General features: G+C 58.3%; 15 protein-coding genes and 1 tRNA gene. 9 read left to right on the top strand and 7 right to left on the bottom strand.

All coding sequences use genetic code 11. The annotated features are described in order from the left end of the window. Nucleotides 1–45 precede the first annotated feature (45 nt). The 3 genes from HL45_RS00160 (at nt 46) to HL45_RS00150 (ending at nt 742) form a co-directional block, all read left to right on the top strand. Nucleotides 46–426 carry a Rid family detoxifying hydrolase gene (locus HL45_RS00160; protein ID WP_049970023.1) on the top strand — a complete coding sequence of 127 codons (381 nt, stop codon included), beginning with the start codon at nt 46–48 and terminating at the stop codon, nt 424–426. Between the two features lie 3 nt (nt 427–429). Then, nucleotides 430–618: a hypothetical protein gene (locus HL45_RS00155; protein WP_049969098.1), complete on the top strand. Its 189-nt coding sequence runs from the start codon at nt 430–432 to the stop codon at nt 616–618. Between the two features lie 42 nt (nt 619–660). Continuing rightward, nucleotides 661–742, top strand: a tRNA-Ser gene (locus HL45_RS00150). A 225-nt stretch (nt 743–967) separates the two neighbouring features. Here the strand turns inward: HL45_RS00150 and HL45_RS00145 are convergent. From HL45_RS00145 to HL45_RS00130, 4 genes are all read right to left on the bottom strand, one after another. Then, nucleotides 968–1,171, bottom strand: coding sequence for a hypothetical protein (locus HL45_RS00145; RefSeq protein ID WP_049969097.1), 204 nt, complete (start codon nt 1,169–1,171; stop codon nt 968–970). Between the two features lie 70 nt (nt 1,172–1,241). Further along, nucleotides 1,242–2,603 (bottom strand): ABC transporter ATP-binding protein, encoded by a 1,362-nt coding sequence (locus HL45_RS00140; protein WP_084156759.1) that lies wholly within the window; start codon nt 2,601–2,603, stop codon nt 1,242–1,244. Continuing rightward, complete coding sequence (locus HL45_RS00135; protein WP_049969095.1) at nt 2,600–3,634, bottom strand: ABC transporter ATP-binding protein; 1,035 nt, start codon at nt 3,632–3,634, stop codon at nt 2,600–2,602. The genes HL45_RS00140 and HL45_RS00135 overlap by 4 nt, the downstream gene beginning before the upstream one ends. Continuing rightward, the gene (locus tag HL45_RS00130; protein WP_049969094.1) at nt 3,631–4,836 is read right to left on the bottom strand and encodes an ABC transporter permease; all 1,206 of its coding nucleotides are present in this window, start codon (nt 4,834–4,836) and stop codon (nt 3,631–3,633) included. Before HL45_RS00130 ends, HL45_RS00135 begins: the two co-directional genes overlap by 4 nt. A 317-nt stretch (nt 4,837–5,153) precedes the next feature. Here HL45_RS00130 and HL45_RS00125 point away from each other — a divergent pair, with 317 nt between their 5' ends. Continuing rightward, nucleotides 5,154–6,110 carry an ABC transporter permease gene (locus HL45_RS00125; protein ID WP_049969093.1) on the top strand — a complete coding sequence of 319 codons (957 nt, stop codon included), beginning with the start codon at nt 5,154–5,156 and terminating at the stop codon, nt 6,108–6,110. A 22-nt stretch (nt 6,111–6,132) separates the two neighbouring features. Here the strand turns inward: HL45_RS00125 and HL45_RS00120 are convergent, their stop codons facing one another. Then, nucleotides 6,133–6,318, bottom strand: a complete 186-nt coding sequence (locus HL45_RS00120; RefSeq protein WP_049969092.1) for an HVO_2922 family protein — start codon at nt 6,316–6,318, stop codon at nt 6,133–6,135. Between the two features lie 181 nt (nt 6,319–6,499). On the opposite strand from HL45_RS00120, the gene HL45_RS00115 reads away from it, so the two are divergent. Then, entirely contained in the window at nt 6,500–7,117 is a 618-nt protein-coding gene (locus HL45_RS00115) for a CAP domain-containing protein (protein WP_049969091.1), read from the top strand. A 72-nt stretch (nt 7,118–7,189) separates the two neighbouring features. After that, nucleotides 7,190–7,759 (top strand): DUF7344 domain-containing protein, encoded by a 570-nt coding sequence (locus HL45_RS00110; RefSeq protein ID WP_049969090.1) that lies wholly within the window; start codon nt 7,190–7,192, stop codon nt 7,757–7,759. Nucleotides 7,760–7,763: 4 nt separating this feature from the next. Here HL45_RS00110 and rtcA read toward each other — a convergent pair whose 3' ends face one another. Continuing rightward, complete coding sequence (gene rtcA, locus HL45_RS00105) at nt 7,764–8,786, bottom strand: RNA 3'-terminal phosphate cyclase (protein ID WP_049969089.1); 1,023 nt, start codon at nt 8,784–8,786, stop codon at nt 7,764–7,766. A 237-nt stretch (nt 8,787–9,023) separates the two neighbouring features. Between rtcA and thsB the strand changes: the two genes are divergently transcribed. The 3 genes from thsB (at nt 9,024) to HL45_RS00090 (ending at nt 12,795) form a co-directional block, all read left to right on the top strand. Further along, on the top strand, nt 9,024–10,673 hold the full coding sequence (gene thsB, locus HL45_RS00100; protein ID WP_049969088.1) for a thermosome subunit beta: 1,650 nt from the start codon (nt 9,024–9,026) through the stop codon (nt 10,671–10,673). A gap of 417 nt (nt 10,674–11,090) precedes the next feature. Beyond that, the gene (locus tag HL45_RS00095) at nt 11,091–11,636 is read left to right on the top strand and encodes a hypothetical protein (RefSeq protein ID WP_233274646.1); all 546 of its coding nucleotides are present in this window, start codon (nt 11,091–11,093) and stop codon (nt 11,634–11,636) included. 169 nt (nt 11,637–11,805) lie between these two features. Then, nucleotides 11,806–12,795, top strand: coding sequence for an ornithine cyclodeaminase family protein (locus HL45_RS00090; protein ID WP_049969087.1), 990 nt, complete (start codon nt 11,806–11,808; stop codon nt 12,793–12,795). A 33-nt stretch (nt 12,796–12,828) separates the two neighbouring features. On the opposite strand, the gene HL45_RS00085 is transcribed toward HL45_RS00090, so the two are convergent. Then, on the bottom strand, nt 12,829–13,059 hold the full coding sequence (locus tag HL45_RS00085; RefSeq protein ID WP_049969086.1) for a DUF7535 family protein: 231 nt from the start codon (nt 13,057–13,059) through the stop codon (nt 12,829–12,831). Between the last annotated feature and the right edge of the window lie 83 nt (nt 13,060–13,142).

The raw sequence follows: 13,142 nt of genomic DNA, 5'->3' as shown, positions 1-13,142 counted from the left end.
CTCCTTTTGACGTGGGTTTAAGTTATGGCGGGCGAACACACCGACATGAAGCGCGTTATTAGCACGCAGGACGCTCCCGAGGCGGTCGGCGCGTACAGTCAAGCAACCACGAACGGCGACATCCTGTTCACCGCTGGACAGATTCCGATGACGCCGGATGGCGACCTGCTCGACGACGAAGACATCGCGGTTCAGACCCGACAGAGTTTGGAGAACGTCAAAGGTATTCTCGAAGAAGAAGGGTTGACGATGCAGAACGTGCTGAAGGTAACCGTCTTCATGGACGACATCGAAGATTTCGACGAGATGAACGACTCCTACAAGGAGTATTTCCAAGACAACCCGCCAGCACGAAGCGCCGTCGAGGTCGCTAATCTGCCGAAAGGCGTCGGCGTCGAAATCGAAGCCATCGCCAGCACGGAATAAGCCATGCACCCCCGCGTCAAGGCGAGTCTCCTGTGGGGCGTCGTCGGCCTCCTCTCGTTTCTCGTTCTTTTGCAGGGGTACGAACTCTTCACCGACTATCGGTACTCCATCGGACTGAAAGTCGGGATGGCGCTCCTCGTCGCCGTCGGCGCGTCGGCTTCGACCTACGTCGCCGACGGCCTTCTCGATTAGAACAGAAGGGTTTAAAAGCTCCACCCGGTTACAAATTGGTAGGCCGGGATGGCCGAATGGCAAAGCGCACGCCTGGAAAGCGTGTTCCCTTATGGGATTCTGGGTTCAAATCCCAGTCCCGGCGTTTTCGAGTGAGTTAATCGGGGAGCATCGCGTAGCGTATGCTCGCCAAACCAGCGAACGAGAAACGATTTGACTGGATTTGAGCAGACGAGTCGCACGCCTGGAAAACGAACGTAGTGAGTGGCCCGGAACGTCTCGGCGAGTTCAAATCCCAGTCCCGGCGTATTTTCTGCGAACAAAACCGTGAGCACTGCGTGGTGGATGCCCCCTAAAACGGGAAACAAAGCTATTCTTTCAGCCGATATTTCGTCATTCCCTTCTCCCGCCGCCGCTCCACACGCTGTTCGACCACCAACTCGCTCAGCGCCTTTTCGACCGTTTCCCGCGAATCGTCCTCCACGAGCGAAACCAGCGAGCGCCCCGTCATCGGCCCCGGATACGCCCGTTCGAGTTTCGCAAGCACTGCCCGTTTCGTTCGTTCTGATGCCATTCTCCCACAGATTCGGTTTCGTGCCTCTTAGAACTCCGCACCCCGAACACAGTTCCAACCACACGCCGACTCAGTCCACCGAAACCCAGTTCCACTCTTCGTCCGTTTCTTCAATCTCGTGGAGATGGCAAGCCGCAGGATGGCCCGCATCAGTAGACTGCTCTCGTGGATTCTCTCGCTCGCAAATCGTCGAAAACTCACTCTGAAGTCGCTCATCTGCACCGGCAACGTCACCCGAAACGATGTCCGAGAGCGCGGACGCCAGCACCGTTTCAGCGTCTTCATCGCTCAAATTCGCTGGTATCTCGTACTCTTCCCGAATCGCAGACTGCAACTGTTCGGCGGAAACTGCATCCGCAGTTTCCGCTTCCTCTCGTGCGACGACGAGGGTTCGAAGCGAATCGAGGTCTACGTCGTCGTCCGAAACTGCAACCCGCAAATCCATCACCGAGCGCCACTCGTCCTGCTCGAAATCGTAGTTTTCGGGCGGAATGACGGCCGGACAGCGCGGATGAAATCGACAGCCCGACGGCGGCGATGCCGCGTCGGGCACGTCGCCGCGGAGCGTCACGCGACGTTGTTTCGCATCGGGGTCGGGCGTCGGAATCACGGAAACGAGCGCCTGCGTGTAGGGATGCTGCGGCTTCCGGAACAGGGCTTCGGTCGCCCCGCGTTCGACGATTTCGCCGAGGTACATCACCGCCACGCGGTCTGCGACTTCGCGCACGACGCCCATGTCGTGCGTGATGAGCAGCAGCGAGAGGTCGAACTCGGATTGCAAGTCGGACAGGAGCGTGAGAATTTCGGCCTGCACGGACACGTCGAGTCCTGACACCGGTTCGTCCAACACGAGCAGGTCGGGATTGAGAATCAGCGCCCGTGCCAGTGCTGCTCGCTGTTTTTGCCCACCCGAGAGTTCGTGTGGATAGCGGTCTGCCTGCTCCGCGGACAGACCGACCCGCGGGAGGATGTCCTCCGTAATCGCACGTCGCTGGTCGGCGTCGGTCATGCCGTGAATCGAAAGCGGTTCGGCCACCGATTCGCCGACGGTCATTCGTGGGTCAAAACTCGTCGTCGGGTCTTGGAACACCCTCTGTGCCCGGCGTCTGAACACCTTCTGTTCGGTTCGGTCGTACTCTCCAATCTCGTTGCCGTCGAAGCGAACGGTTCCAGCGGTTGGGTCTTCGAGATGCAAGAGGGCAGTCGCTGCTGTCGATTTACCGCTCCCGGATTCGCCGATGAGTCCGAGGGTTTCACCGCGATGCACGTCGAAGTCGATGCCATCGACCGCGTGGATGGTACCGACTTCCCGGCGGAGCGGCCCTTCCGTGACTGGATACTGCTGTTTCAATCCGCGAACCGAGAGCAGAGCTTGTTCATCCGAACTGCTCTCATCCGATTTCATCTTTGAATTCTCACTGTGATCGCTCATTGTACGTTCTCCCGCGTTCTTTCCGCTTCTCCCGCTTCTTCTGCCTCTCTGTCCAGTACGACGGACGAATCACGGTCGGAACGATGGAAAATGCACGACGCTTTCTGGTCGGTTCCGACGCCCTGTAGCGGCGGTTGTCCGTTTTGAGCGCACGCGTCGATTGCATGCGGACACCGCGGATGAAATCGACAGCCAGCGGGTGGCGAAATCGGGTCGGCCATCGACCCGCCGATCGGTTGCAAACCACTGCCTTGTCCCGGAAGACAGGCGAGAAGCGCCTGCGTGTAGGGATGCGAAGGCTGGTCGAAAATCGCCCGAACGTCCCCGCGTTCCATCACCTTTCCGGCGTACATCACGACGACTCTGTCGGCGATTTCGGCCACGACGCCGAGGTCGTGCGTGACGAACAGAATCGCCATGTCGCGTTCGTCTTGCAAATCGCGCAAGAGGTCTAAAATTTGGGCTTCGATGGTCACGTCCAATGCCGTCGTCGGTTCGTCCGCGATGAGCAGGTCGGGTTCGCCAGCCAGTGCCATCGCTATGACGACGCGTTGACGCATTCCACCCGAAAACTCGTGTGGATAATCCTTCGAGCGAACCTCGGCTTTCGGAATCCCGACGCGGTCGAGGAGGTCGATTGCCCGTTCTTTTGCACCCTCGTCGCTCACGTCCTGATGAAACTGCACCGACTCCGCGACCTGCGCGCCAACGGTGTAGACCGGGTCGAGGGCGTTTTGCGGGTTCTGGAACACGTAGGCGATTTTGTTGCCGCGAATCTCGCGGGACGAACAGTCGAGGACGTTCTGGCCGTCGAAAACGACTCGCCCGTCAGTGATGTCGCCGGGCGGCGATGCGATTAATCTCGTGATGGATTCGCAGGCGACGGTTTTTCCGGAACCGGATTCGCCGACGAGACAAACCGTCTCGCCGCGATGTACGTCGAAGTCGATGCCATCGACCGCCGTGACGGTTCCACGCGGCGTATCGAACGTCGTCCGAAGTCCCGAAACGGACAGCAGTGGGTCACTCATAGTCCCTCCCGGGTTCGCGGGTCGAGTATCTCTCGGAGCGCGTCACCGAGGAAGTTGAACGAGGCCACGGTGAGCATGAGGAAGACGACCGGAATGACTTCGGCCCACCAGAGAAGCGTCGGGTGGAAGTCGCTCAAAAACGCGGCGTATATCAGATACCCCCACGAGTTCTGTCCCGGGCCGTGCAGTTGGAAGTAGCCGAGCATCGCCTCGATGAGCAGGAGCATCGGAATCTGGAGCGTGATGGCCACGAGAACGGTGCTGGAGACGTTCGGAAGAATATGCTGTCGAATGATTTTCAGGCGACTGCTTCCGGCGTTTCGGGCGGCACGAATGTATCCCAACTCGCGCTTTTGCAGTGCTTCACTTCGAACGAGTCTCGCGGTACTGCCCCAACTTAGTAGCCCGAATACACCTATCATGAGGAGGATACTGCCGCCGTACAGCGCTTCGAGGAGCAGGAAGACGAACAGCGGCGGAATCGCCTGCTGGATGTCCACGTAGCGCATCAGCGCCTCATCGACCGACCCGCCGAAGTACGCCGCTACGATGCCGACGCCGGTTGCGAGGGGTGCGATGAGCGTCGCCGTGATGAGCGTCACCTGCAGCGCGATTCGCATCCCTTGCAGAATTTTGAGGAAGAGGTCTTCCCCGCTGGACGTCGTTCCGAACGGGTGGACGAAACTGCCGTGGCAAGCGTTGTTCGAGATGTCGCCGACGCAGTGCGTGATGCCGATTCCGTAGTACGGGGCGGAAAATCCGACTGGAGGCTGATACGGTGCCATTCCATACGCGAAGTCGTCCGCGGACGCGATTGCGTTCGTGAGGGGTTCGTGAACCATCGGGCCGAACAGTCCGCCGACGAAAAAGACGACGAGATAGCAGAGACTGGCCACCGCCACTCGATTCGTGCGAAGTTGTCGCCACCGCTCGCGGGTCAGTTCCCGGTTGAGATACAGCGGCGCGAGAACGTAGAAGGCGAACACCGAAAGCGAGAGCATGAACAACCAATCCAGCATAGTAACGTTCCATTCCCAAATGATGGGGTTGTCGTCTGGAAGAACGAAAACGTCGTACAGAAAGCCGAGCAGGAGTGCAGTTACGACGAGCGAAAACAGCTTCGTTCGCCACGATACTGACCGAGAAGCGGTCGTGTACTCGTCCCAGTCGATTGCATCGAATGTGTCGTGTGATGTGGCCATAAACCGTTGAATCCTCCTGTCCCGTCCCCTCGGAATGAGACAATTTTGTGACAGTCTGCCGTAGCTAATGCAGCCACAGTATAAAAATATGGGTTTTATTTCAGTCAATTTAGTCGTGGTATGCAGTAGTTTATCACCCTCCCGACTGTAACATCGGAAACATTTATTCGGCCCGAACGAATTGTGGTGGACAATACCATGGAGTCAGTGACTGTCTCCGAAACTGTATCGACGGTTTCGACCGGAAATAGAAACGGGCGGCCGGTGGAGTATGGCTGTCCGACGGAGCACAGCCATCCAACGGAGTTGCGATAGCCGTGCGCCGATATATCGCCCGTCGCGTTCTCTGGACGGTGTTTGCGGCGTACCTACTCCTTTCGTCCATCTTTCTCGTCTTTGCCTTCGCGCCTGACCCCGGACAGGAAACTGCCGGTGTCATGGCGGCATTGGGTGGCGGGTCGGCGGAAGCAGCCGAAAACGCCTATGCCGAGGCGAGAAACTACGACAAGCCGATTCTCGACCGATATATCGACTGGATAGTCGCCTACACGACGCTCGACTGGGGAACTGATATTCAAGGTGAACCAGTTACCGACCGCCTCGGAGACGCGCTCCCGATTACGCTCGTCTATCTCGTTCCGGCAGTCGTCCTGTCTGTCGTTTTAGGCTCCGCGATTGGACTGTATTCGGCAGTTCACCAACACGGCTACATCGACCGACTGGTTACCGCAATCACCTACCCCGGATTGGGGCTACCGAGTTTCTGGCTCGCGTCGTGGGCGTCCCTGCTCGTGCTCGAACGAATCGACATTCAGGCGTCGTACTTCGACGACCGGTACGGTCTTTGGTCGCCGGAAAACCTTCCCTTCATGTTCCTTCCGATGGCTGTGGTGACCATCAACCTGCTCGCGGTGCAGATTCGGTACACTCGTTCGACATCCCTCGAATACGTGCCCGCGGAGTTCGTGAAAACGCTTCGCTCGAACGGTGCCCGTGCGAGCGACGTTGGCCGTCACGTCATCCGCAACGCGGCGTTGCCACTCGTTTCGTTGTTTTTTGCGGAAACCCTTACAATCCTGTTTATCACGCTTCTCGTGGTCGAAACGGTGTTCGGTCTGCCCGGGTTCGGTGCCCTCGCGTTCCAAGCCATCAGAGCGAGGGATGCGGGTCTTATCTTAGCGACGACGATGATTCCCGTCTTCCTCGGACTGGCCGGGAATCTCCTCCAAGACATCGCCTACGCCGTTCTCGACCCACGAGTCGGGTACGACTGACGACAGAAGCCACTACGGCCGACTACTCCAGAATGTCGATTTTGGAACTCGACGCATTCGCCTGTACGCTCTCGATTCCTTGCTCCGCGGTTGCCTGCCGTTCGTATCCCTCTCCGCTGTCCGCGATGATGTTACCGTTGTCGTGAACCAGTCTCCAGCGCCATTCCTCACGGGCGTCCTGATACAGTTCGAAGGTTGCTTTGCTCATCGGCAATCGAAGAGACGGCCGCGACCGACGTAATACCCTGCTTTCTGCCAGTTTTTTGGACTATCGGGCTATCATTTCGCCGATTTCCCCAACGACTTTTGTTTTCGTCTGTGCGTCAGATTCACTCTGAAACTAAGATCGGGCATGGGGTTCATCTTTCTCCGGGTCGAAGGGAAACCGAATGCGTTCGCTCGTCCCTCCAATCCTCGTCTTCGCGGCACTGTTGTTTTTCGGCGCGTACTTCGTCGGCTATCCGGTTCCCGGCGGGGACACGCTCGATTCGTTTCAAGGTGCGGAAGTCATCGAGGTTCCCGAGGACAATCCCGAGGCAGTGACAGAACCGACTGACCCCGAGTTTCGTCGGTGGGCCGAGTTCTACATCCATCGCTACGTGAACGAGGAGCGAACCGACCACGGGCTAGAACCCGTCGAGTTCGACACCGCACTCCGGGACATCGCGCGCAATCACAGCGAGGAGATGGGCCGCGAGAGCTACTTTTCACACGTCTCTCCCTCCGGTGAGAGTCCAAGTGACCGCTATCGGGAAGCCGATTATCACTGCCTTCGGGGTGCGGGCGAAAACATCGCTTACACCTACTTCGACCGCCGGGTGCGAACGGAAAACGGCACCGTCGTTCGCTATCGAACCGCCGACGAACTCGCACGCGGCGTCGTCACGCAGTGGATGAACTCGCCGAGCCACCGCGAAAATATGCTTTCTGAAAACTGGGAACGCGAGGGAATCGGCGTCTACTACGCCGACAGCGAGCGCGTCTTTGCCACACAGAACTTCTGTTAGGATAGCACAAAAAATTAAGTACTTGTGGTGATACATTCCTGAAAAGAACATTCTTTCGGGAGGTAACGACAGATGGGAAGTCAAACGGGCGAGATGAAGCAGGTCGGCGAACCGCTGTCCAGAGACGTCGTGTTCCAAATATTGAGCAATCAACGACGGCGATACGCGCTTCATTATCTTCGCCAACACGAGCAACCGGTCGAAATCGGTGAGTTGGCGACCCAAATCGCGGCGTGGGAAAACGACATTTCCATTCCCGAAGTAGGTTCACAACAGCGAAAACGGGTGTATAACACACTTCAGCAGGCACATCTTCCGAAACTGGACGAAACTGGATTCATGGAGTACGACCCCGCTCATGGAAACATTTCGCTGACGGACAAGGCAGAGAAACTGACGGTGTATCTGGAGGTCGTTCCTGACAACGATCTGCCGTGGTCGCAGTACTACTTCGTCCTCGGTTGTGTCAGTCTGGCCCTCGTCACCGGCGCGTGGTTGGAGGCCGGGCCGCTCGGACTCGTTCCGGATTTCGGCTGGGCGCTTGGACTGGCGGTGTTAGTTACGCTCTCCGGCGCAATCAACGTCTATTATCATCGGAACCTCCACCGCGGCCACACCGAAGTTCCGGAACGGGACAGATAACCGATTATTCGCCGACCAGCATCGGATTCGGCTCACGAACCAGCGAAACGTCGTAGCCGAAGGCGGCCAGCAGTTCCAGACTCGTTTCGATGTGCGCCGTTATTTTCGGAATCGCCGCGCGCCCGCCCGCGAGCGCGAGGAAAATCAACAGTTGGTCGGCCATGTGCTCGTCCACGACTCCACAGCCGTCCTGAAACGCGGAAAACGTACCGACGACGCGTTTTGCGATGTCCTCCGCGGGAACACCGTGCTCGCCGAGTCCGTCGAATCCAGCGACGGAATAGTTCTCGCCCATCTCGCCGTATTCGCCACGGACGAGCAGACTGCTTCCAGTGGAGTTCGATTTTGCGTAGGTCGTCCGACGTTCGAGAACTGAGTGTCCCGCAGAACCGAGTCGTTCGCGTGCAGTTTCCGCCTGCCGTTCCGCGACGTTCTGCTCCGCGAGCGACGTTGATGCTTTCGAGTAAATCCGGACGCCGGTGAGTTCCCCGCGTTCCACGAGGTCGATTGTAGCAAGTGAAGACGGTGCGACCCACAGCGTTGCCTCTCCGCCACCTGCTGGGTAGTAGCCGGTTCGGGAACTATCGACACCGGCAAGCAGTCCGAATCGGCGACAGAGCGGGAGTTTCACATGGCGGAAGTAGTCGATTGTCGGCGACCACCGAACGTCTGTGCCGCCAGTGACGGTGACTAAGAGGGGTTTGCCGAGGGCCACTGCGAGTGGCAACAGTGCATCGAAAACCAACACCATGCTTCCCGCCGTTTCCACGTCAATCGAAAATCTACCACCGTCGGCGATTTTCGGTCGAAACGTCAGTGCCTCGGAACCGATTGTATTTCCGTACAGTTCCGCGTTGCAGGCACGAGCGACGGCGTGAACGGCGGCGAGGTGCTGTGGCCTGAGGCCGGGATTCGAACGACCCGCTCGAATCCCGGTCATTCGAAACGGTTCGCCGGAGAGGGCGGAAAGCGACACTGCGGAGCGAAGCAGTTGCCCACCGCCGGACGACCCGTCGAGCGAGTGCATTAGCCGGGGCTACGCGGTTCGACGTGAAAAATGGGAACCATCGCCGAATACAGTATATAAATCCTCGCTTCAGTCCGGTACGTAGTAACAGAGATTCATGTTAACTAGCGTCACGGCCTAAACACACCTTACCGCACTCTTGCGGTTTTTCGCATTTCCGATTGTCGTCTTACAGTGGTATCCTCACACACGAAATAAAGATTTATATAGAAGCACAAACATAGTCGCTTCTGTACTATGAGTCAGCGCATGCAAGGTCAGCCGATGATCGTAATGTCCGAGGATTCCCAGCGCGTCAAAGACAAAGACGCACAGGAACACAACATCACCGCGGCGCGAGCGGTCGCGGATGCTGTACGTTCCACACTCGGACCGAAAGGGATGGACAAGATGCTCGTCGATTCGATGGGCGACGTGACCATCACGAATGACGGCGTGACCATCCTCAAGGAGATGGACATCGACAACCCGACGGCCGAGATGATTATCGAGGTCGCCGAAACCCAAGAGGACGAGGCGGGAGACGGCACCACGACGGCCGTCGCAGTGACGGGCGAACTCCTCAAGAACGCGCAGAACCTCCTCGAACAGGACATCCACCCGACGGCGGTCATCAAAGGATTCCACCTCGCAAGCGAGAAGGCTCGCGAGGAAGTTGACAACATCGCGGAAAACGTCGACACCGACGACGAAGACCTCCTCCGCAAGGTCGCAGAAACTAGCATGACCGGCAAGGGCGCGGAACTCAATAAGGAAGTTCTCAGCCAAATCATCGTTGACGCCGTGCAGGCGGTCACCGTCGAGGACACCGTTGACCTCGAATTCATCAACATCGAGACGCAGACCGGTCGCTCCGCGGGCGAGTCCGAACTGCTCGAAGGTGCAGTCATCGACAAAGACCCCGTCCACGACAACATGCCGAAATCGGTCGAAGACGCCAAGGTTCTCCTCCTCAACGAAGCCGTCGAAGTCGAGGAAACCGATGTCGACACCGAAATCTCCATCAACGATCCAGACCAGCTCAAGAACTTCCTCGACCGCGAGGAAGCACAGCTGAAAGAGAAGGTCGAGCAAATCAAGGAAACGGGCGCGAACGTCGTCTTCTGCCAGAAAGGCATCGACGACCTCGCACAGCACTACCTCGCCAAGGAAGGCATCCTCGCCGTCCGACGCGCGAAAAAGAGCGACATTCAGTTCCTCCGCGAAGTTCTCGGCACGGACATCGTCTCGGACCTCGACAGCGCTTCCGAAATCGAACTCGGAGAAGGGAGCATCACCCGCGACGACAGCGACGAACTGTTCTACGTCTCCGGCGGCGACGACGCTCACGGTGTCACGCTTCTCCTGCGTGGTTCCACCGACCACGTCGTTGACGAACTCGAACGCGGCATCACGGACGCCCTCGACGTCGTTGCACAGACTGTCAGCGACGGTCGCGTCGTCTCCGGCGGCGGAGCAATCGAAGTCGAACTCGCCTCCCGACTCCGCGACTACTCCGACAGCGTGGAAGGCCGAGAACAGCTCGCAGTCGAAGCGTTCGCTGACTCGCTCGAACTCGTCCCACGCGTTCTCGCCGAGAACGCCGGACTTGACTCCATCGACACGCTCGTTGACCTCCGCGCGGCACACGAAGACGGCGAGAAACGCGCCGGTCTGAACGTCTTCAGCAGCGACGTCGAAGACACCTTCGAAGCAGGCATCGTCGAGCCAGCCCACGCGAAAGAGCAGGCACTTTCCAGTGCCACCGAGGCCGCGAACCTCGTCCTCAAAATCGACGACATCATCTCCGCAGGCGACCTCTCCACCGACAAAGGTGGCGACGAGGGCGCAGGCGGCCCACCAGCAGGCGGCATGGGTGGCATGGGCGGAATGGGCGGCGCGATGTGAAACCACCTTTTGTTGCGTGAACGAGCGCCACAGGCGCTCGTCCACTGACAAAAGCTGGATCAAAAGCACTGCGTCACCTCACTTCGGCGCGGCAACGCCGCGCCTCCGGAGGTTCCTTGGCCCGCTCACTCGTCGCGTTGCTCCTCGCTCGCGGTGAGTGCGCTGGTCACAACCGCCGGTTGAACCGCTCTCTAACCAGTTCCGGCCGTTTCGATTTTTTGCTCCTCAATCGACTAGCGGTGCGTTTTCTGGATAGTCGGCAGCCCTACAGTTCCTTTCGACAATCGTGCCAGAATCGCTATTCTCTCACCGTGATGATTTTCGGTTGCTGTGCCTTCCCAGAAAGACACTTCGGACGAGACGAATTCACACCAAACTAATCGCCGCAATTTCCTCACGGCCGGTGCCGGAGTTGCTGTGACCGCCCTCGCGGTTCCAACTCTCAGCAGTACCGCAGTTGCACATTTCCCGAACGAACTCGACATCGACGTGAAACCGGACGACGACTCGAACGAAATCAATCTCAATGGCCGCGGTGTCGTTCCCGTCGCTGTTTTCCAAACCGACGAGTTCGACCCGACCAGTGAAGCGGTTCGCTACCGATTCGGATCGCCCGCCGCCGTCGCCGACGGCGGCGGAGCGTGTCCGATTCACGGTGGACACGTCGAAGACGTCGATGGGGATGGCAATGATGAATTAGTTCTCCATTTCCGGGTTCAGGACGCCGGATTCGACGGCGACGAAATGGAGGCCGAACTTCGCTGGGAGAAAGACGATTCCGGCGAACACGGCTTTTCCGGGCGTGATTCCGTGACAATGGTGGGGAGCGACCACGAACACGGTGGAGAAGACGATTCGACGGACGAAGACGAGAGCGAGCAGCAACGCGGGAGTGAACACCAACACGACCACGGAGAGACGGACGAAGACGAAAGCGGACAGAAAGACGAAAGTGAGTGCTGAGCACTAGCGAGCACGCCTGAGCCGTTTTTTTCTTTCTCTCGATTCATTGCTCTCGACTATCCAAGGAACGATAGCTCGAAAAATACTCCAAACCCCCACAACTCTCGGCGAAAGCCGCGCGAAAACCGCAAAAGATGGAACTAAGTGGGAACCACGTTTCCCTCCGACTATGGAAACACTCCTGCTCAATCAGGATGCCGTAGACGAGAACACACAGATGCCCGAACTCATCCGGGCCATCGAGGACGCCTTCGCGGCGTATGCAACCGGGGACGCACAGATGCCTGCAAAATCCTATATCGACCTGCCGCAGTACAACGGCGACTTTCGGTCGATGCCCGCCTACCTCGACGCGGACGACTGGGATGCCGCGGGTATCAAGTGGGTGAACGTCCACCCCGACAATCCCGAGGAGTTCGACCTGCCGACCGTCATGGGGACGATGGTGTACAGCGACCCCGAAACCGCGTTCCCGCTGGCGATTATGGACGGCACCGAACTCACGATGAAGCGCACGGGCGCGGCGGCGGCAGTCGCAACCGACCACCTCGCCGTCGAGGACGCGACGAGCATGGGCCTCATCGGCGCAGGTGTCCAATCCTACACGCAGTTGGAGGCGATTTCGGAAATTCGCCCGATCGAGGACGTCGTCATCAGCGACCTGAACGAGGAAGCCGTCGCGGACTTCATCGACTACTTCGATGACGACTTCGACGTTCGCGCGGGTTCGATTTCCGAGGCCGCATCCTGCGACGTGCTTTCGACGGTTACGCCCGTCGAAACCCCGATCGTCTCCGCCGAGAACCTCGGCGAACATACGCACGTCAACGCCATGGGCGCGGACGCGGAAGGCAAACACGAACTCGCGGACGAAATCCTGCTAAACGCGAAACTCGTCATCGACGACCACGCACAGACGACCCACTCCGGCGAAATCAACGTCCCGTACAACGAGGGCGTCCTCTCGGACGACGACATCCACGGCGACATCGGCGACATCGTTATCGGTGACCTTTCCGGACGAACCGAGAATGACGGCGTCACCGTCTTCGACAGCACTGGACTGGCCATTCAGGACGTGGCCGCCGCTCACGTCGTCTACGAACACGCGAACGAAAACGACAACGGCTACCCGTTCGACCTCCTCGGCGTCCAGTAATCTCGTCGCGCTATTTTCGCTGCAGTGTTTTCGTCACTGCTCTTCGTCACCGATTGGTGCCTTCTGTGCAAGTGCTTCGGTCAGTTTCGAGATTGCCCACACGATGACCAGAAACGGCAACAGTGGCACCATCAGCACGAGCAGTCCGAGAAATATCGCGATACCGATGGCGTTCATTTCGCTGTCCGGATGCCCGTGATACGGTGGTGTCACCGTCCGAAACGCCTTTTTCACCGGTTGTATCTCCGATTCCCCCTGACTCATGTATCTATACTGGTCTGCAAAAATGATAAACGTTCTCACGGAACGCCGATTTCGGTACCACGGTACTCTCCTGCAGAGTTGAC

It is taken from the genome of Haladaptatus cibarius D43, from assembly GCF_000710615.1.
Taxonomy (GTDB): Archaea; Halobacteriota; Halobacteria; order Halobacteriales; family Haladaptataceae; genus Haladaptatus; species Haladaptatus cibarius.
This window is presented reverse-complemented; position numbering and strand designations above follow the sequence as displayed.

Coding starts and splice junctions, on each gene's coding strand:
- HL45_RS00160 (WP_049970023.1), top strand. CDS start 46: ATGAAGCGCGTTATTAGCACGCAGGACGCTCCCGAGGCGGTCGGCGCG.
- HL45_RS00115 (WP_049969091.1), top strand. CDS start 6,500: ATGCGTTCGCTCGTCCCTCCAATCCTCGTCTTCGCGGCACTGTTGTTT.
- HL45_RS00130 (WP_049969094.1), bottom strand. CDS start 4,836: ATGGCCACATCACACGACACATTCGATGCAATCGACTGGGACGAGTAC.
- thsB (WP_049969088.1), top strand. CDS start 9,024: ATGAGTCAGCGCATGCAAGGTCAGCCGATGATCGTAATGTCCGAGGAT.
- HL45_RS00155 (WP_049969098.1), top strand. CDS start 430: ATGCACCCCCGCGTCAAGGCGAGTCTCCTGTGGGGCGTCGTCGGCCTC.
- HL45_RS00090 (WP_049969087.1), top strand. CDS start 11,806: ATGGAAACACTCCTGCTCAATCAGGATGCCGTAGACGAGAACACACAG.
- rtcA (WP_049969089.1), bottom strand. CDS start 8,786: ATGCACTCGCTCGACGGGTCGTCCGGCGGTGGGCAACTGCTTCGCTCC.
- HL45_RS00085 (WP_049969086.1), bottom strand. CDS start 13,059: ATGAGTCAGGGGGAATCGGAGATACAACCGGTGAAAAAGGCGTTTCGG.
- HL45_RS00145 (WP_049969097.1), bottom strand. CDS start 1,171: ATGGCATCAGAACGAACGAAACGGGCAGTGCTTGCGAAACTCGAACGG.
- HL45_RS00140 (WP_084156759.1), bottom strand. CDS start 2,603: ATGAGCGATCACAGTGAGAATTCAAAGATGAAATCGGATGAGAGCAGT.
- HL45_RS00110 (WP_049969090.1), top strand. CDS start 7,190: ATGGGAAGTCAAACGGGCGAGATGAAGCAGGTCGGCGAACCGCTGTCC.
- HL45_RS00135 (WP_049969095.1), bottom strand. CDS start 3,634: ATGAGTGACCCACTGCTGTCCGTTTCGGGACTTCGGACGACGTTCGAT.
- HL45_RS00120 (WP_049969092.1), bottom strand. CDS start 6,318: ATGAGCAAAGCAACCTTCGAACTGTATCAGGACGCCCGTGAGGAATGG.